At 52.0% G+C, this 17922-nt stretch carries 18 protein-coding genes and 1 pseudogene; 8 read left to right on the forward strand and 11 right to left on the reverse strand.

What is annotated here, in order from left to right; all coding sequences use genetic code 11:
• Positions 1 to 6: 6 nt before the first annotated feature.
• The 4 genes from buk to ALO_RS05305 all read right to left on the reverse strand — a co-directional run bounded on the left by buk (position 7) and on the right by ALO_RS05305 (position 3833).
• Positions 7 to 1095 (reverse strand): butyrate kinase, encoded by a 1089-nt coding sequence (buk, locus tag ALO_RS05290; protein ID WP_004093634.1) that lies wholly within the window; start codon positions 1093 to 1095, stop codon positions 7 to 9.
• 142 nt (positions 1096 to 1237) lie between these two features.
• The gene (locus tag ALO_RS05295) at positions 1238 to 2023 is read right to left on the reverse strand and encodes an IclR family transcriptional regulator (protein ID WP_004093635.1); all 786 of its coding nucleotides are present in this window, start codon (positions 2021 to 2023) and stop codon (positions 1238 to 1240) included.
• 143 nt (positions 2024 to 2166) lie between these two features.
• Entirely contained in the window at positions 2167 to 2919 is a 753-nt protein-coding gene (locus tag ALO_RS05300; RefSeq protein ID WP_004093637.1) for an ABC transporter permease, read from the reverse strand.
• On the reverse strand, positions 2916 to 3833 hold the full coding sequence (locus ALO_RS05305) for an ABC transporter ATP-binding protein (RefSeq protein WP_238528213.1): 918 nt from the start codon (positions 3831 to 3833) through the stop codon (positions 2916 to 2918). The genes ALO_RS05300 and ALO_RS05305 overlap by 4 nt, the downstream gene beginning before the upstream one ends.
• A gap of 245 nt (positions 3834 to 4078) precedes the next feature.
• On the opposite strand from ALO_RS05305, the gene ALO_RS05310 reads away from it, so the two are divergent.
• The 3 genes and pseudogenes from ALO_RS05310 (at position 4079) to ALO_RS20730 (ending at position 5710) form a co-directional block, all read left to right on the forward strand.
• A complete protein-coding gene (locus ALO_RS05310; RefSeq protein ID WP_040292800.1) occupies positions 4079 to 4447 on the forward strand; it encodes an arsenate reductase family protein in 369 nt (122 codons plus the stop codon).
• A 32-nt stretch (positions 4448 to 4479) separates the two neighbouring features.
• Positions 4480 to 4745, forward strand: a pseudogene (locus ALO_RS05315) (TfoX/Sxy family protein).
• Positions 4742 to 5710, forward strand: coding sequence for a M23 family metallopeptidase (locus tag ALO_RS20730; protein WP_004093645.1), 969 nt, complete (start codon positions 4742 to 4744; stop codon positions 5708 to 5710). The pseudogene ALO_RS05315 and the gene ALO_RS20730 overlap by 4 nt, the downstream one beginning before the upstream one ends.
• 341 nt (positions 5711 to 6051) lie before the next feature.
• On the opposite strand, the gene ALO_RS05325 is transcribed toward ALO_RS20730, so the two are convergent.
• Both ALO_RS05325 and ALO_RS05330 read right to left on the reverse strand, forming a co-directional pair.
• Positions 6052 to 7581, reverse strand: a complete 1530-nt coding sequence (locus ALO_RS05325; RefSeq protein ID WP_004093648.1) for a CYTH and CHAD domain-containing protein — start codon at positions 7579 to 7581, stop codon at positions 6052 to 6054.
• A gap of 14 nt (positions 7582 to 7595) precedes the next feature.
• Positions 7596 to 8111, reverse strand: coding sequence for a SixA phosphatase family protein (locus ALO_RS05330; protein WP_004093650.1), 516 nt, complete (start codon positions 8109 to 8111; stop codon positions 7596 to 7598).
• Between the two features lie 394 nt (positions 8112 to 8505).
• Here ALO_RS05330 and ALO_RS05335 point away from each other — a divergent pair, with 394 nt between their 5' ends.
• Together ALO_RS05335 and pbp4b are read left to right on the forward strand one after the other, a co-directional pair.
• Positions 8506 to 8847: a DUF4870 domain-containing protein gene (locus tag ALO_RS05335; RefSeq protein WP_238528214.1), complete on the forward strand. Its 342-nt coding sequence runs from the start codon at positions 8506 to 8508 to the stop codon at positions 8845 to 8847.
• Between the two features lie 477 nt (positions 8848 to 9324).
• A complete protein-coding gene (pbp4b, locus tag ALO_RS05340) occupies positions 9325 to 10962 on the forward strand; it encodes a penicillin binding protein PBP4B (RefSeq protein WP_004093654.1) in 1638 nt (545 codons plus the stop codon).
• Here the strand turns inward: pbp4b and ALO_RS05345 are convergent.
• From ALO_RS05345 to ALO_RS05365, 5 genes are all read right to left on the reverse strand, one after another.
• A complete protein-coding gene (locus ALO_RS05345) occupies positions 10959 to 11354 on the reverse strand; it encodes a YjcQ family protein (RefSeq protein ID WP_004093656.1) in 396 nt (131 codons plus the stop codon). The two genes, pbp4b and ALO_RS05345, sit on opposite strands and share 4 nt — an antisense overlap.
• 167 nt (positions 11355 to 11521) lie before the next feature.
• Entirely contained in the window at positions 11522 to 12055 is a 534-nt protein-coding gene (locus ALO_RS05350) for an ECF transporter S component (RefSeq protein WP_004093658.1), read from the reverse strand.
• A 14-nt stretch (positions 12056 to 12069) separates the two neighbouring features.
• Complete coding sequence (locus ALO_RS05355; RefSeq protein ID WP_004093660.1) at positions 12070 to 12921, reverse strand: pyridoxamine kinase; 852 nt, start codon at positions 12919 to 12921, stop codon at positions 12070 to 12072.
• A gap of 158 nt (positions 12922 to 13079) precedes the next feature.
• On the reverse strand, positions 13080 to 13979 hold the full coding sequence (locus tag ALO_RS05360) for a PhzF family phenazine biosynthesis protein (protein ID WP_004093661.1): 900 nt from the start codon (positions 13977 to 13979) through the stop codon (positions 13080 to 13082).
• Positions 13980 to 14150: 171 nt separating this feature from the next.
• Positions 14151 to 15269, reverse strand: coding sequence for a [Fe-Fe] hydrogenase large subunit C-terminal domain-containing protein (locus ALO_RS05365; protein ID WP_004093662.1), 1119 nt, complete (start codon positions 15267 to 15269; stop codon positions 14151 to 14153).
• A 265-nt stretch (positions 15270 to 15534) separates the two neighbouring features.
• Here ALO_RS05365 and ALO_RS22785 point away from each other — a divergent pair, with 265 nt between their 5' ends.
• The 3 genes from ALO_RS22785 (at position 15535) to ALO_RS05380 (ending at position 17578) form a co-directional block, all read left to right on the forward strand.
• Positions 15535 to 16053 (forward strand): LbetaH domain-containing protein, encoded by a 519-nt coding sequence (locus ALO_RS22785; RefSeq protein ID WP_004093663.1) that lies wholly within the window; start codon positions 15535 to 15537, stop codon positions 16051 to 16053.
• Positions 16031 to 16540 carry a gamma carbonic anhydrase family protein gene (locus ALO_RS22790; protein WP_004093664.1) on the forward strand — a complete coding sequence of 170 codons (510 nt, stop codon included), beginning with the start codon at positions 16031 to 16033 and terminating at the stop codon, positions 16538 to 16540. Before ALO_RS22785 ends, ALO_RS22790 begins: the two co-directional genes overlap by 23 nt.
• Before the next feature lie 111 nt (positions 16541 to 16651).
• Positions 16652 to 17578, forward strand: a complete 927-nt coding sequence (locus tag ALO_RS05380) for a hypothetical protein (protein WP_004093665.1) — start codon at positions 16652 to 16654, stop codon at positions 17576 to 17578.
• Positions 17579 to 17922 lie beyond the last annotated feature (344 nt).

A 17922-nucleotide genomic window follows, 5' to 3' on the forward strand; every position in this document is an offset into this window, starting at 1 on the left:
GGTCCCCTATAGATATTCGCGGGCTTCTTCCTCCCCCTGCAGTACCCTCAAAACGCCAAACGCCAAAGACTCCAGTTCCTCTTCTCCCGGTAGAACCACCACCGGGGCAATGAACTCCACCCGCCGGATCACATCGTCGATAATCCGGTGAGAATAGGCCATGCCGCCGGTCAAAACGATCCAATCCACCTGTCCGGCCAACACCGCGGCCATAGCCCCTATGTCCTTAGCCACCTGGTAGGGCAAGGCCTCAAGGACAAGGGCGGCTTTCTGGTTGCCGCTTTGAGCCAGTTTCTCCACTTCCCGCACATCTCTGGTGCCAAAGTAAGAAAATAGACCGCCGGTGCCCATCATCTTCTGCCGCATTTCCTGATAGGTGTATTTCCCCGAAAAGCAAAGATCGACCAGGGAAAACCCGGACAGGCTGCCGCAGCGGTCAGGGGAAAAGGCGCCTTCATCCCGGGAACTGCTGGTATCAACCATCCGCCCCCGGCGATGGACCGAAACCGATACGCCGCTGCCCAGATGGGCCGCGATCAAATTGACTTCATCGTAGCGCCGTCCATGGTCCTTGGCCGCTTTCCGGGCTACAGCCTTCATATTGAGGGCATGAGACAAACTGACCCGTTCCAAGTCGGCCAGCCCTGACACCCGGGCTACCGGCTCATACTCATCCACTGACACAGGATCTACGATAAAGGCCGGAATCCCCAGCTCCGCCGCCAGGTCATCCGCCATGACCGCACCCAGATTGGAAGCATGCTGCCCCAGAGCCGCAAGTTGCATATCAGCCGCCATTTGGGCATTCACCCGATAGGTCCCGCCTAGCAGCGGCTTTAAGAGCCCACCCCGCCCCACCACGGCGGACAGCTGCCGGCGGTCAATACCGGCCTGGTCAAGAGCCTGCAGGATCAGCGCCAGCCGGTAGCGGTGCTGATCAATGATCTGGGCAAAGGGTTTTAATTCCTGGACTGAATGCTCCATCGCCTGTTTCAAAAGGACCGTTTCTCCCCGGTAAACCGCAAATTTGGTAGACGTGGCGCCGGGATTGATGGCTAAGACCATAAACCCGTCTGACTGCACCTTTTTTTGCATAAAGTCCTCCCCTGTGTTCCACTCACCGGAACATCGTTCTAAAATAATTGTAGCATAGGACAATCTATAAAGTAAATCGGACTGTCACCGTCAAGCGGCAGTCCGATTTAAGAATTTTGTATACCTTTACCAAGGAGGGAGATTATCGTAAAGCCCGGGAAATCTGCTGTGCTGTTGTTTGCACATCCGCCACGATTTTTTCGAATTGATCAGACTTTAAACGGGATGTAGGGCCGGACAAACTCAGAGCGGCAACCACGTCCCGGTCCCGGGCGAAAATCGGTCCGCCAATACAAGTCAGCCCCAGTTCCAGTTCTTCGTCATCCAGAGAATAGCCCCTTTCCCTGATCCTGGCCAGCTCCTCCAGGAAAACACTCCAGTCGGTAATGGTATTAGGGGTATAAGCCGGCAGGCTGACGCCCGCGAACCGCGCCAGATATTCCGGCGGACAAAAGGCCAGAAGAGCCTTGCCCACTGCCGAGCAGTGGCTGGGGGACACTGAACCCGCCGGGGGGGTCATGCTCAGCATTACTTTGCTTTCGATCTTATCGAGAATAATCAGCTGGGGATATAGGGAAGCGGTTTTATCCAGCACGCCGATATGTACCACTTCCCGGTATTTTTCCGCCAGATCCTTGGCAAAAGGAAAGGCGATCTGTTTCAGAGGCAGGTTTTCGCCGATCAGCATCCCCAGAGAGTACAGCTTAATACCCAGCCAATACTTTCCATTCTCCGCGTTCTGCTGGACAAAGCCGCGTTTTTCCAAAGTCGCCAGAGTCCGGTGCACTGTGCTTTTGTATATCCCTAAACCGGAGGCAATCCGGGTCACACCCTGCTCCCGGCCTTCCTGCTGCAGAAAAAAAAGAATGTCAATGGCCCGGTCAATAGCACTGATACTATCCTTGTCACCGGATTTCTCGTCTCCCACGATGATTTCCTCCGTCCTACACTGCTGCTTACGTTTTTTATCTGTATTCGCCTGTAGGCAGCCAATTCCCTGTCCGCTGGAACTCTGTTGTCACTCTCATCTGTAGCCTCGCGCCTCGCAACAGGGGCCTTTTTCAACGGCCCCTACACGATGAGCTTCTTTTTCCATAGTCTTACCACAAACGGCGTCAATAACACCACATAGGCGGCAAGGACTGTCAGGCTGAGCCAGAGCGCCTCATCCAGCCTGCCCAGAGCTAAAGCCCGGCAGATCTCAACCGTATGATAGAGAGGATTGATGGCGGAGACAGCCTGCAACCAGCCGGGCAAAGTATTCACCGGGAAAAAGATGCCTGAAAAGAGATAAAGCGGCGTCACGCCCAGCGTAATGTAATAGTTGATATAATCAATATTCGTGATATAGCCGGTAAAACACAGAGCCCCCAGAGCAAAAGCGATGCCGGGCAGGACCAGAAACAATGGAATGATCAGCGCCCACCAGGAGCTGACCTGCCCTAAAACTGTAACCAATAATAGAATCAGACTGCTGAAAAAAACGCTTTTTACCGCGCCATACAGTATTTCCCCCAGAGCGATGTCCCACACCGTTACCGGCGCCGCTAACATGGCGTGGAAGGCTTTCTGGAAGTGCATGCGGGTAAAACTGCCGTAGGTGCATTCAAAACTGGCGGCAAACATCGCCGAAGAGGCAATCATTCCGGTAGCAATAAACTGCATGTAACTGATGCCGTCCAACTCCGAAATATAGGCCCCGATGCCAAAGCCCATAGCCGAGAGGTACAGCAGGGGCTCAATGCAGTTATACATGGCATTGGCGGCCATGGTCCGCTGAAAGACGATCATATGGCGGCGCAGCACGCGAATAGCGGCAATCATGATTCTCCCCCCTGACCGGTGAGTTTGAGAAACACATCTTCCAGGCTCGCCGGCCGCAGATAGCAGACATGCTGGGGCAGACCCCAGTCATGGAAGTGGTCATATAACTTTTTGGCGTCATGGGCATAGATCAGCAGCCCCTCGCCAACGGTAAGGGAGACCGCCCCCGCCGCCGAGAGCCGGTCGGCCAGACCCGGCGGTATGGAAGCCAGCGGCGCTCTGACTTCGATGACCTCCGGCAGCACATAGGAAGCAATAAGTTCTGCCGACGTCCCTGCCGCCAAGATTTCTCCCCGGTGCATAATTACCAGCCGGTCGCAGAGCTGTTCGGCTTCCTCCATGTAATGAGTGGTCAGCAAGAGGGTAACCCCTTGGGCCTTCAATTCCCGCAGTTTTTGCCAGACCATGCGTCTGGCTTCCGGATCCAAGCCGGTCGTTGGCTCGTCTAAAATGACCATTCTGGGACGGTGCAGCAAGGCCCTGGCAATGACCAGCCGCCGTTTCAGCCCGCCGGACAGGCTTTCCACCGGGCTGTTTTCCTTTTCAGCCATGCCCATGAAGGTCAGCAGTTCTTTCCCTCTCTGCCGGGCCTGGGACCGGCTGGAGCCGAACAGGATGCCGTGGACCTCCAGGTTCTCCAGTACCGATAAATCCGTATCAAGGCTGTCCTCCTGAGGCACTACCCCCAGTATGGCCTTCACCCCGGGCGGCGTCAACCGGATCTCCCGGCCAAACACCTCCAGCCGTCCGCCCTCCACCTCCGACAACCCGTAAATCATCCTCATGGTAGTAGACTTTCCCGCCCCATTGTGCCCAAGAAAGCCAAAGCACTCCCCGGCCCGTACCCGGAAAGATACATCCTTTAACGCCTGCACCGGGCCATAGTGTTTGACCAGGTGTTCAGCGATAATCACACTGTCCAAATCGCATCTCCTTTTTGGTTGCACGGTCTTGCTGTGCTCTTTATGCTATTTTTCTATTGTAGCTTACTGGCGACGGTTTTGTAAAATAGGGAGGTTATTTTAAAAATATGGGGAAATTCAGTTATAACAAGTGCTAAAATGGACAGCAGCCTGTCCGCCGTTGCCGCCCGGACCGGACAACCGCCGAACATGCCGATCTGGCCAAAGATACCTAGAAAAACGAGGTGTTTTATTTGCTGACCTTCATCTGCTATCCCAAGTGTACCACCTGCCAAAGAGCACAGGCCTGGCTCGATGCCCGCGGCGCGAAGTATCGCGTTCGCAACATTAAAACCGAAAATCCCACCTATGAGGAATTAGAAGGCTGGCACACGAAGAGCGGCTTACCTCTGGGCAAGTTTTTCAACACCAGCGGACTGGTGTATAAGTCTCTGCATCTCAAGAACGAACTGCCCTCCATGAGCACAGAAGAGCAGCTTAGGCTTCTTGCCAAGGATGGCATGCTGGTGAAACGCCCTCTGTTGATCGCCGAGGCATTCGTGCTTGTGGGATTTAAAGAAACGGATTGGGCGGAGTCAATTGCTTTTAATGCACAACTCAAGTAACTGTCTAAACGAAAGACCAGGGAGGAAATGAAATGGGTGAACTATCTAAGCTGCCGAACATCGCCGGCAAGCTGGAAGGCCAGCTTGCCGATGCCGGTATTACTACCATTGAACAGCTGAAAAAACCGGCAGCCGCGAAGCCTGGCGGCGCATCCTGGCCCATGACCCTTCCGCCTGCATCATGAGACTGTCGGCGCTGGAAGGAGCCATTCAGGGTGTGCGTTGGCATGATCTGGATCAGGACACGAAAAAATCATTGAAAGAATTCTATAAACAGCATAAGGGAGAAAGATTGTGAGCAAATACCCTAAAATCATATACATCCTGGCAACTCTGCTGGAAATCAGTGGATTAAGCATAGCAGACACTATTTCATGGCACCAAATTGGCAACGAAACGCCACAGTCCTTCGCCGCTGTGGCAAGCGCGAAACGCCGGCCTCTGAAGCTGGTGACAGGAAGGCTGGAACTGCAGCAGGGGGACATTCTGTCTTTGCGGCTGCTGAATGTACCTAAAGGCATTCAGCCGGAGGCCAAGACAGATCTGGGAATGTCCGTATTCGTGCCTGTCGGAGACCAGGAATGGTTCGCAGCCATCCCGGTGAGCAATACACGGGAACCGGGCCGGTACACAGTACACATTCAGGCAGGGAAAACGGCCTTCGCTACGGAAGTCACGGTACTCGCCTTTAATTTTGACCGGCAGAACCTGATCATTAATACGAAAAGCCAGGCTATTCGCGAGGCGACCAGCGATGCGTCCTACCAAGAATTTAATGCCAAATTTCTGCCCGTCTATAACCTGTTTGACAGGACCCGTTACTGGAGCGGCACTTTTACCCATCCTGTAAAGGGACGGATCAGCACCAATTTCGGAGAAATCCGCATCACTAACGGGGATCCTGCTTCCAAGCGGACCCACAGAGGCATGGATTTTGCCGTAGATACAGGAACGCCGGTGCTGGCCCCCAACGCCGGCCGCGTGGTCTTTGCCCAGCGGCTGTTGCTTACCGGCTATACAGTGGTCATTGAACATGGCGGCGGGCTCAAAAGCATCTATTATCATATGAACAGCATTACTGTGTCAGTGGACCAGATAGTACAGCAAGGAACACAAATCGGGACCGTTGGCAGCACGGGCTATTCCACCGGTCCTCACCTGCATTATGAAATGCGCATTGGCAATCAAGCCGTCAGCCCCTCCCTGCTGTTCGCCCCAGAAGCAGGCCTCTACAGCGCCGAGGCGAATGACACCACGCTGTAGTCTTGCTTGCTGCGTAATCCTTCTTAACATCGTACTGCCAGAACCAGATATCTTCCATATCCCCAAACAGGCGTTGCATCGGAAACGATGGAACGCCTGTTTCATAAAAAATGAAGGTATCCTTGCCGGAAAACTCACTGCTTAATCCCCAAATAAGCCTGTCTCACCATCGGATTCTCCACCAAATCACTGCCCCGGCAGGACAAGACAATTCGGCCTGTCTCCAGAACGAAAGCATCATCGGCCATTTTTTTTCATGCTTTCCTTCCGATTCCGGATCCCTGCAAAATCTATCGTTTTTCTTCAGATAGGAGCAGCGCATTGGCCTCCTCTCCCATCTTTTAATCTTTCCGCCAGCGTCGGGCCGAACGGCCAGCTTTTCGCCAGAGAGCGGGAATCGCCGTTTGCGCCGCCGTCGCATCCCGGGCCAGCCAGCCGTTCAACAGCCCCACATCCCGGTATACAGCTTTGGCGGAGGCCGGTTTCAGGATAAGATGCAGTTGCTGGCTGCATGCCTCATAATCCATCAATATCCCCAGACAATCCTGAAAGGCTTTGAAGCGGCGGACGAGCCGGCTGGTCCGGCCTGAATCCATAAAAGACAGGCTTTCCAGCACATAACGGATTTTTTTCATCCGGATGCGGAACTGATGACTCTCCCGCCGATCATTCCAATCCAGAGCCTTGCCTGTTTCCAGCAGATCTTCCAGCCATTTCTCCAGGCGATACCCGGCGTAAGATTCAATGGACCTGGCCGCCCCAACCTGCCAGGGATGATTGGCAATCCAGCCCCAAAGCCTCAGCAATACAGCTGTCAGTTTTCCTGCTGTCAGGCAGGCGCCAACCGTTTCTTCCTGCTGCAGCCTAAGCGCCGCCAGCTGCTCCTCTAACCGGGATTTGCCATCCCTGACCGCAAAAGGGCTGGTTAGAATCTTATGCCAGTGTCCGGCCAAAACATCCAAATCCCGCAAACTGCCCAAAGAACGCCCCCAGGACCTCAGTTCCTGTTTCGAGACCGCAGTTTCTTCCGCCGCTAGGAAAGGACTGGCAAAGGACAGTAACGCCCGCAGGCGGCGCAGCTTAATCCGAAGCTGCCGCAGAGCTTTAGGCTGCTGCTGGTTGTCCAAAAATGCCTGCTGGCTGCCAAATACATTGCTGACAGCCGCTGATAAAAGCTGTTCCAGGGCCTGCCCGGCTGGCTCGGCGCCAGATAACAGGCAGAGGGCATCCGGCACCGGCTCTTCTTCTATCAGGCCGGCCAGCAATAAACCCCGGTAATATTTGCTTTTGGGCTCTACCGTCAGCGGCAGGATTTCTGCCAATTCCGCCCCCAGAGAAAGCACCGCCGCGGTCGCCCCCTGCTTCAGTTCCAATTCGATTTCCAAAATCGGCTCACTGTCAGCCCCGGCTAAAATCTGCCCTTGATCCAGGGCGATTTCAACCTGGGAATCCTGCCAGTTGACCAAGAGGGTGCGCCGGCAAAAGCGAGTAGTAAATACCGGTATCAGTGACTCCTCCCCAACAGACTTTCGGAGCAGTTCACCAATCTCCAGACCGGTAAACACCGACAAATCCGGTGTTTCATTGGCGGCAGCCATGTTGTGCTCCTGCCGTTGGTGCAACCCGCCGGTGGAACTTCCGTTCAGTTTGACGGTGGCCATCCATTGCCCCTGTTCCCGGCGTACCCGGTAGGCCAGACCGGCCTTGCGCAGCCGATAATCGGCAGTGTCAAAATACCGGGCCTCCAGCAAGTCTTCCTGCCAGTCGCCGGCCCGGTCCAATCCTTGTAACCGCTCTGACCGGACCAGCTTCTCCCAATCACCGCTGCCTATGACTCTCAATTTTAATTCTGTCTCCAAAAGTACCGACATATTCCCACCTCCTCTCAAGTCTGCATGCCTGTCTGCGTCAAATCAACCGCCGCTATATGAGCCAGGGTCTTGCCCGTAATATACCATCGCAATTTCCCTTTACCGGATTGAACTTCCCTAATGCTGAAGCCGGCGGCACTGGCCCGTTTAAAGGGCAGATAGACGCCGGCGATTCGTTCGGCCCAGGAGCTTAAGTAAGGCTCATGGCCGACGATCACCAGACTGTATCCCGGTGAAAGGACCGTCCAGCCGGCCGACAAGGTTTCCAGATCTCCCCGCGCTACTGCTTCGTATTCGGCCACAGCCAGTCCCCCCCAAGCTTCGGCTAGGATCTGAGCTGTCTGAAGGGCACGGGGCAAGGGACTGGACCAAATCGTGACATTATGCAAATCAATCAGCCGGCTGCGAGCCAAACCGATAGCAGCTTCCTGCACCCGCCTGCGTCCGGTCGGGGTTAATTCCCGCTGGCTTTCGCTGATCCGTGAGGATGGAGACTCGGCCTTACCGTGCCGCATAAGGATTAATTCCAAAAATTGCACCTCCGAATATAAAGGTCTGACTTCTCCTCGGAGGAATCGGCTTTGACTGCTGCTACTTTCATCATGTAAGGCACCTTTCCCATCCACCGTACTTTTATTATAAAAAAGCCGGCTGCTCGCCGGTCAGCTTTATGGTTTCCTGTTTATTCTAAATTATTCTCTGCCCACAGTGAATCTCCTGCCTGCCATGGCAGGATCTGCTTCCTGGAACAAAATTCCCGGCCTGAAGCTGCAGAGGATTTTTTACTGCGCCGCTGAATAAAATAAATTATATATTTAAGAAGAGAATAACGATAAACTTTTTATGTAAATTGGACAGCTTTTCTTGTTCCTCTCGATATCTTATGTCATACAATACAGCAGGGAGGTGTTTAGTTTGCCATTTGTGACTACAGAACAGAAGCTACTGGCCATTGTGGCTCATCTGGCGTATTTCTTCGGCGGCCTGGGCTTTGTCATTGCTCCTTTAGCCATCCTGATCTGGAAAAGAGAAGATCCTTTTATCTATCATCATGCCAAGCAGGCGCTGGTTGTCCAAGGCGTCTTATTGATCGCAAGCCTGGCAGTGGGGCTTTTATCCATGCTGCTGGTCGGTCTCCTGTTGGTCCCGATCCTGGTCCTGGCCGGCATTGCCCTGGTTGTTACTTCGCTGTTTGCCGCCTATAATGCTTTAAACGGCGAATTATATCGCTATCCGCTGATTCAGTCCCTTGTTGACAGGCTCTAAGAGACCGGTGGAAAAGGCCTTTGGCAGTGATAAGCCGCATCTTCGCTAAAAAGATGCGGCTTATCGTTGGTATTGATGTTACCCCACCGCATAGTCCGGTGAAAATTCCAGATGATATGACATCCCCAGATCGGCAAACTCCATGTTTTCCAGTAACGTCATACTCTTTTCCTCCTTCCTTATCATTCAGTTGCCTAAAACACAAAAAGCCTACTGCCTGTAAGATCGCAGGCACGCAGGCTTCTTCGCCGATAATACATATTTTGTTTTTGCATTTCCGTATTCGTGTATTCTTGTATTTTATAATACTACAACATCATCCTGCTTACAATAGTATCTCTCTATTTTTTTACGACATCCTGGTATTTTCCGCAGCTGAAATGAGACAAAATGCCAGTTGTGAAGGAGGACTGAGATTGTTACACTATAGTTATACTTTCTAAAAATACCACAGTTGGTGCCTTAAGGAGGGATACCATGCTCTTACATACACCGCGCAAAGCCTGTTTTTGCTCTATATCCCTGACTCTATGGTTCCTGTTTTTTTCCTTATATCCGGTTGGGTCGGCCAGCCTGCAGCTGCCGCCATCTCCGCCGCCTCACCAGGGATGGCAGGCGCAAGTCACTTTCCCTGAAGCCGATCCGACCAGCCGCATCCATGCCCGGGGCCGTTTAACCTTCCGGGCCTATCAGGGACAGGGGTCCCTTGCCATTGAAAACCAAGGCGCAACCGGCGCCATACTCTCGGTTAACGGCCGGACCGTGGATATCAGCCCGGCTTTGCGGCAGTCTGCGGGACGGGCCGAGATTGATATCAGCCGCTATACCGTCAATGGTATCAACACGTTAAAGGTAGTGAATATTATGCCGCAAGGCAGCCGGCTGGGAATCAAAATCCCTTATCCTACCCTGACTTACGGTCAGCCGGCAGAAGTGGGATTTTCCCCCGAAAAACTGGCCAAAATAGACGATCTGATCAACCAGGAGGTTCGGCAGGGCTTCCCGGGCGCTGTCCTGACTATTGTCCGCCACGGCAAAATTGTCAAGCATACTGCCTACGGCCACCGGCAAAAGTATAACGGCTCCCAGACCCTTGTTCCCCCGGCGGCCATGACCCCGGACACCCTGTTCGATCTGGCCTCTAACACCAAAGCCTTTGCCGTCAATTTGGCCATGCAAAAATTAGTCAGCGAGAAAAGAATCGCCCTCGATGACCCTCTGTCCAAGTATCTGCGCGGCTTTCGAGGCGGCGGACGGGAACGGATCACCATTCGCCAGGTACTGACCCATTCGGCGGGTTATGCGCCGGAAGTGCGCTTTTTTGATCCGAAAAAGACAGCCGGCAAAGGCCTTTATTCCCTCGACCGCCAGACCACCCAAAGGCTCTTGCATAAAATTCCCCTGGAGTATAAACCCGGAACCAAAACCATATACAGTGATACCGACTATATTTTACTGGGTTTTCTGATTGAAACCGTGACCGGCCAGCGTCTGGACGCCTATGTGGAAAATGAAATCTACCTTCCCCTGGGGCTCAAAAGCACTCTGTTTAACCCTCTGGCGAAAGGATTTACTCCGGATCAGTTCGCCGCCACTGAACGCAACGGCAATACCAGGGACTTTCACGTCCGGTTCCCCGGCATCCGGACTCATACCCTGCTGGGGGAAGTCCATGATGAAAAGGCCTTCTACTCCTTAGGCGGTGTCTCCGGACATGCGGGGCTCTTTTCCCGCACCCTTGATTTGGCGGTGCTGTCCCAGGTCATCTTAAACGGCGGCGGCTACGGCAATTATCGCCTGTGCGATCCCCTGACCCTGGAACAGTTCACCCGCACCAGTGATTCAGACAGCCATTATGGCCTGGGCTGGGATAAAAACAATATCTGGGAATTCGGTCCTTATGCCAGCGGCCGGGCCGTGGGACACAGCGGCTGGACCGGCACCGTAACCTGCATTGACCCGGAATATGACCTGGCGATCATTTTGCTGACCAATAAAGTTCATGCCCCGGTGGATTCCAAAAACCACCATCAGTTTACCACCTCCAACTTTGAAACCGGCAAATATGGCAGTATCATGTCTCTAGTGTATGAGGCACTTCTCGAAAAGCATTAAACCACGGCAATGTTGCCATAATCGGCAATGGTCTTGTTGATCAGTCCCACGATTTCTGCCCAGCCCAGGTCGAGAGCCTTTTGCCGCAGTTTTTGCAGCTTATCCAGTTTCGGCAACTGATGGCTGATGCCGGTATAGGATTCCATGAAACTAACGCCCGCTCTGGTGATTAATACATCATCAATGGATACCTGAGTTGGGTTAGCCTCATCATCGCCGATTTTTATACTGGCGCCGCTGATTAATCCTTCTGTATACAAGATATTGATTGCCCGCTGGAAACTCTCTTCCTCCATCTGCAGCGACGCCGGGGAAATCTGCCCCGGCTGCGGCGCCACACTATTAAGCTCCACATAGACCGCGACCAAGACCTTTGCAGCTTCTTCCCGCACTGTCCTCACCTCTATTTATTTCTCAGCAAGGCTGCAGATGCAGCCCCTACTATGAGTATATGCCGTGGAAGTGCAAAAAGTAGAAAAAGACAGGATGCCCTATTCCAAGAAAGCTAGTTTGCTTGGAATAGGGCATCCTGTCTTTTTACACTGCCGAAAATAAAGATCTATTTTTGCACAATCTTACGCAGTCTGGGCGCCAGCAGCAGAGCAATAACAATGCCTGCACCTGAAGTCATCAGCGAACCGGGTATATTGCCCAGAGCCACCGTCAAACTTCCGGTTACCTGCCACCAGGCAAGGATATAGCCGCCCAGCGTCCAGGCGGCAGCCAGGAAGCAGCCAAGAGCAGCCCGCCCAAGCCATTTGCCGAATGGCTTGGGCCCCGCCGCCTTAGACGGCCAAATGCCATGGGCAACGGTTCCGGCAATAAAGCCGGCGCCTCCCTTGATGATAAAGGACCAAAGGGTATAAGGCGAAAATCCCAGCAGCAAATCAAACAGGGCGGAACCAATCGCCCCTGAAAGCCCGGCGTATACCCCGCCAAAGAGCAAGGCTACCGTTAACATCGCTCCGGTGCCAAGGTGAACCATCGCCCCTACCCCGAAGGGGATCTTGATAGTAGTAGCCATGGCGCATAGGGCGGCAAAGACTCCAATATAGACAACATCCTTCACCGTAAATAACCGTTTTTCACTCATTTCTCTGCAACTCCTCATTGATCACTGTTCTGGGAATCTTGATACAACCAGGCCAGAGCCCTTTCCAGCAGTACGCCTTCCCGCACCGGTGCGCCGGCGGCAAAGGTGATTCTGATGGCCTGCTCGACAAAACCGGCCGCTTTCTGTATAGCATCCGACAGACTGGATTGCTGCAGCAGTGCTCCTGCCAGCACACTGGCAAAAATATCGCCTGTTCCCGGATAGCTTACCGGAATGCGGGGGCTGGCCACCTGCCAAAAACGGCCGGTGCTGCGTTCAAAGCCCATATTCAGCAATTTTTCCTGTTGGGGAATCCCGGTCATGACGATTTTGTCAGGGCCCAGATCGGCTAGGGAAATCAGCCAATCCTGCAGCGCAGCCGGTTCCGCAATATCTTCTTCATAGGGTTTCTCCAGCAAAAAGCAAGCCTCGGTATAGTTAGGCGTAATCACATCGGCCTTTTGAATCAGCTTCCGCATATGCTCCTGCATCCGGGGAGTATACACCGAATATAGCTTTCCTTTGTCCCCCATCACCGGATCCACCAGAACCATGGGCCGGTTTTTGGAAAATACATCAATAAAATCTGCCACCACGTCGATTTGCCGCTCCGAAGCCAAAAAGCCGCTATAGATGCAATCAAAGGATATATTTTCCATCTTCCAGTGCCGGAAAGAATCCCCCATGTGATCGGTCAAATCGGCAAAAGCCACATTTTTAAAGCCGCCCAGGTGGGTACTTAAGATTGCTGTAGGCAATGGGCACACCTGGATGCCCATGCAGGAGAGGGTGGGAATAATTACAGTCAGCGAGCAGCGGCCAAAACAGGACAGATCATGCACCGCTGCTATCCGGGGCATATTCATAGGCAGCCGTGCCTCCTTCCTCGCTCATTTCATCCATCTGCAGCAAAATCTACATAACAGTATACAAAAATATTGCATGGAAATAAATAAACGGCAAAAAATATTGCAAATTGTATTGATACAATTTGCAAGTAATTTTGACTATTTTAAAAACCTGCTCATAAGTAGAGATCGCCCTTGACTAAGATCTTATAGTCCCCGCCAATTTTAATTCTGATGGCCTGATCTGTATTATCCCCTGGCGCCCTTTGCAGAATGCTCATTATTCTGGAAGGCCGGTTCATACTCTCGCCCTGCAGGAATAGGTTCCATTTTTCTTCCTGCACAAAGCCGTGTTTATACAGATAGAATGTCAGCGCCCCATTGGAAGTACCGGTGGCAGCCTCCTCGCCAATTGCATACAGCGGGGCAAAATTCCGGCAATGGGCAATAGCCTGATCAACCGCAGTGCCACGGTTTGCATTTAAAGCAAAGGCATGCACACCAACCGCTTGATATTCTTCCGACAGCTTAGCCAAAGCCGGAAAGTCCGGTTTTATCTTCATCAAAGCTTCTTTGGTCTTTACATTGAGAATAATATCCGGCAAGCCGGTGGAGATAAGCTGCGGGGTCATACCGACGTCCCCGGCGGAAATACCCATGACCCGGGTCAATTCTTTCAATTTAGCCGGGCTTGTAATCTCAGCCATTACTTTGGGTGAACTCATATCCATTATGATCAGGCCGTCTTTTAGACTGACTTCCCGTTGTCCGGAACGGGTATCCAATAAATATGCGGCATTATCTCTCACCAAGCCGCAATCCATCAGCACTCCAAATGCTCCGATGGTTGCATGCCCGCAGAGATCCACTTCCGCGGCAGGCATGAAATACCGGATTTTGAATTGGCTGCCGGAAATTGGTTTAACGAATGCTGTCTCTGAGTATTTTAACTCCGCCGCAACGTTAATCATTATTTCATCTGACGGAAACTCGTCACACGGACCGAGAATGACCACCCCGGCCGCGTTTCCTCCGAAAGGTTTATCGGCAAACGCGTCGACGATGTAGAATAACACCCAGGTGCACCTTCCTTCCTACTCAGTAGAGAGATTCGCTGCTTTATGAAACAACCAGCATCGGATCAATCACCTGACTGACGGTCTCTGCCGAATCGTACCCTTCCAGTAAAATATCATTGATCATAACAACCGGCATTCGCCAAAACGAAAAGATTCGGCCTCCACTGGTTAGAATTTGCGGGTAAAGAACTGATTATCCTCAATCAGGCTTTCCGTCGTATCAAAGCCCAGCCGGTGCAACAGCTCAATCACATAGGGATTGTCAATCGGCGTGGGGTAAAGAGCCTTTTCGCCATAAGCGTTGACCTGCTCCCGGGCCGCCTCCTTATCGATAATTGATTTTGGTCCGCCGACGCAGCCGCCGATGCAGCCCATGCCCTCGAAGAAGTTGGCGTTTACCTGGCCGGACATTAATTCATTGATCATGGCTTTGCAATTCACGACTCCATCGGCCTGCCGCGTTTTAATGGCGATTCTCCGGTTCGGATTAAGCCGTTCAACCGTATTCTTCACAGCCTCGCTGACGCCTCCCACACGGGCGTATATCCGTCCGGCCCGGGAGGAATTTTCTTTTTCGTTGGCGGCAAACAGAGTTAGGTCGACATTCAGGAGGTCAAACAATTCTTTGGTTTCCTGAAAGGTCAGCACATGGTCGATGGCCCCCTGCAGATCGGGCTCCTTCGCCTCTGCTTTCTTGGCTACGCAAGGCCCGACAAAGACGGTTACCGCACCGGGCTGGAGAATTTTCACCGTACGGCCGGCTGCAATCATCGGTGACACCGTTGCAGGCACATGAGGCATTAAATCACTGTATATTTTGCGGATCATGGCAATCCACATCGGGCAGCAGCAGCTTGTCAACTGATAGTCGCGTTCCGTGTTGATATTTTTATCAAACTCCAGTGCCTCTTTCAGGGTCAGGATGTCGGCAAAAACGGCAACCTCGACCATGCCGTCAAAGCCCATTTGCTTGAATACATTGCGCAGCATGCCCGGCGTGACCTCTTCGCTGAACTGGCCAATAAAGGCGGGAGCGATCAGGGCGTAAGCCAGCTTCTTTTTGCCGTGCAGCGATTCCATGCAGGACTGCACGTCTCTGGAGATTTTCTTGCCTGCTTCAGCCGCCTTGACCAGACAGGCTTCAAGGCTCCAGAACACAGGATGAATTTCCGGATTAAAAAGGCAATTCAACTCACTTTTATCGAAATCATCAAACAGGCTCTTGACAGGTTCGCCGCCGGCAGTGGCCTCCGCAATCTTTCTGTGCAAATCTTTAAACGTCTGCATATTGTTCAACACTCCTCCATGTTACAATTGCTTTCATCACACTTCTATGACCCATACTATTGTCAGACTATCAGGGATCTTTGATCGCTGCGCCGGAACAGACTTGCAAGACGGGAAGTGTTAAGACCGACGGCACAGCAGGAGGTTTTATTTTATCTGCGGGGAATAATAACACAAAATACAAAAATATCTGGGGTTGCAACGTGGTAAAAAGGCGGATCAAGGTGTATCGCATAAGCTATCGGAATAGGCAGGGGAACAGCGGATGCAGAAAACTTTTTTTGCGGAATCAGCCTGTTTAATCGGGAGAATCAACGTGGGCTCAGGTGCTTATTTTGCGCAGGGGACGGTGATTCGCTCCGGGGCTGATTCCATAACCGTGGAGAACAACAGCTATGTGCTTGAAAACAGCGTTGTGCTGGGAAACGCTGAATTTCCCGCGCATATACAATCGAAAACCGTATTCGGCCACAGATCGCTGATTATCGGCGCAGCCGTCGGCAACCTGTGCGAAATCGGCAACGGCTGCATTATTATGCCGGGAGCTGTTATCGGCGATATGTGCATTCTTGGCGAAGGGACCCTGGTCAGCGCGGGAATGGAACTGCCGGATTGCAGTGTGGCGGTCGGCCGGCCGGGACGGATTATCCGGTCTCTTACCAAAGCGGATAAAGCAATGATTCAGCGAATGCGCAACAATGACCTGACTTTATCACCGTATCAGGCAATCATGATGGAATTGGCCGAAAGCAGGGGATACAATGGCACAGCTTCATGCGTATAAAGACAAGTTTCCCAAAGTGAAAGACAATGCGCTCCTGTTTCCCTCCGCGGAGATTACCGGCGATGTGGAGATCGGCGAGAAAACCATCATTGGCGCGGGCGTCAAAATCATCGGCGATTCGCACGGGCCGGTACGCATCGGCAATAATGTGCAAATCCTGGAAAACAGTGTGCTGCACCTGCTCCCGGACAACGAGCTGCATATTGAAGATGACGTCATTATTGGTCCCGGCTGCATGATTCATGGCTGCCATATCGGCAGCGGAACAGTTGTTGAACCGGGGGCGATCGTTTGTGATCATAGCAGGGTGGGAAGAAATTGTGTTGTACGGGCCGGCAGTGTGGTCAAACAAAGAAGTCTGTTTCCCGATCAGGTTGTGCTGGAAGGATTCCCGGCAAAAATGGACGATTCGGCGGGCGGTGTATTGTCCCGGCCGTCCTGGCGTCTTTCTTACGAAGCAGTAGCTCGTCTGATCCGGGACAAATGATGTTACAAAGCGGCTGAAAAAGCTTGGGACGGTGAATTGCCGGAAATCTCCGCTTGGAGATGCCGCACCGCCATGCTGATCGAAAGACCCATGAAAAGAGGAGATCCAATCATGAACCGCAAAATAACAGGCATCAGCCTGACCATCCTATTACTTTTGGCAGTAAGCGGCTGTGCAGACAAAGGCGTTCGTCCGTCACAGGAATCTGCCCGGCAGCAAGCTGCTCAAGATGCGGCAGCTAAAGAGCAGGCGGTTATGGCTGACTTCGCTGCGCTGGTGCAGAAAGAGGACGTCAATATCGCGGCGATCATTCAGTATATTGATGAAAATGCTGCTGTATCGCCATCCGCAGTATCAACTATGGTTATTGAGCTTGAGAAACTCCAGCAGGAAAGGCTGCCGGAACTGCAAGACAAGTTTAGTGACAGCGAGACAGTCCAAAAAATATTGGCGAAAAGCTATTGGGATGGTTTAACAAGCCAAACCATTAGTAGTATTGACAATAAAGATACACAAGATTTATTGTTAGAGACCCAAAATAGCGGCTTTAAAGTAGAAACAGCCGAAGGCATGTACTTTCCGGTCATCGATTATTCTGTCTATAAAAAGTACCGTAATGCCGCAACACCGGATATTGCTGCATTTATTGATATCATGACCGTTGAATCCGATAAAACTCCGATCAAGGATGCCGCCCTCATGATAGGCTGGAATGAAATACTCAGCCGGGCGCTGACGCAGGAAGAGTTTATCAGACGCTACAGCCATTCAGCTAAAGCAGAAGATATGAGGCGGCTGCTAAAACGTTATGCGGTATTTGCCCTATATGGCGCAAATAATACGCCGTTATTTAGCTATGACACGAAAAAAATCGCGCCGGAGGCCCAAAAGGCTTATGTGGAAAGTACATTCGATGTTAATCATGGCAGGTTCTCAAAAGCGATGAACGGATATCTTTCTGTACTGAAGAGAAATGATTACCAATTAACCGATGAGGTGCAGGAATACAGAAATAAAGCGGCCGAGGAAATCCATTAAAATCATTGCCCTGTTACGTTATATGGCATAATCGTAAGCATGAACAATGGCAGAACCTAGAACTGCAAACCATTCACTACCTTTTTGATATATTTACATGTCCCATAGACGGCATCACTGACTTTATATTTCCGGCTGAAAATACAAAACTCCTGCCAAATCCATACAAGATTTGACAGGAGTTCCACTGTTTATAGATGTTAAAAGGACATTGCCGTATCTGTGCTGATATGTACTCCCGCAGAAACCACTTTACGGCATGCACTGCAGTTCTCTTGCAACACGCGCAACCTCATATAGACTGATAGGGGGCAGCTTGTTCGCCCAAATGGAGAAACAATCTT

The organism is Acetonema longum DSM 6540, from assembly GCF_000219125.1.
In the GTDB taxonomy this organism is placed as follows: Bacteria; Bacillota; Negativicutes; order Sporomusales; family Acetonemataceae; genus Acetonema; species Acetonema longum.

Excerpts from the sequence above, each read along its gene's own strand:
- buk (WP_004093634.1), bottom strand. The coding sequence starts at position 1,095 with ATGCAAAAAAAGGTGCAGTCAGACGGGTTTATGGTCTTAGCCATCAAT.
- ALO_RS05300 (WP_004093637.1), bottom strand. The coding sequence starts at position 2,919 with ATGATTGCCGCTATTCGCGTGCTGCGCCGCCATATGATCGTCTTTCAG.
- ALO_RS05325 (WP_004093648.1), bottom strand. The coding sequence starts at position 7,581 with ATGTCGGTACTTTTGGAGACAGAATTAAAATTGAGAGTCATAGGCAGC.
- pbp4b (WP_004093654.1), top strand. The coding sequence starts at position 9,325 with ATGCTCTTACATACACCGCGCAAAGCCTGTTTTTGCTCTATATCCCTG.
- ALO_RS05350 (WP_004093658.1), bottom strand. The coding sequence starts at position 12,055 with ATGAGTGAAAAACGGTTATTTACGGTGAAGGATGTTGTCTATATTGGA.
- ALO_RS05355 (WP_004093660.1), bottom strand. The coding sequence starts at position 12,921 with ATGAATATGCCCCGGATAGCAGCGGTGCATGATCTGTCCTGTTTTGGC.
- ALO_RS05365 (WP_004093662.1), bottom strand. The coding sequence starts at position 15,269 with ATGCAGACGTTTAAAGATTTGCACAGAAAGATTGCGGAGGCCACTGCC.
- ALO_RS22785 (WP_004093663.1), top strand. The coding sequence starts at position 15,535 with ATGCAGAAAACTTTTTTTGCGGAATCAGCCTGTTTAATCGGGAGAATC.
- ALO_RS22790 (WP_004093664.1), top strand. The coding sequence starts at position 16,031 with ATGGCACAGCTTCATGCGTATAAAGACAAGTTTCCCAAAGTGAAAGAC.
- ALO_RS05380 (WP_004093665.1), top strand. The coding sequence starts at position 16,652 with ATGAACCGCAAAATAACAGGCATCAGCCTGACCATCCTATTACTTTTG.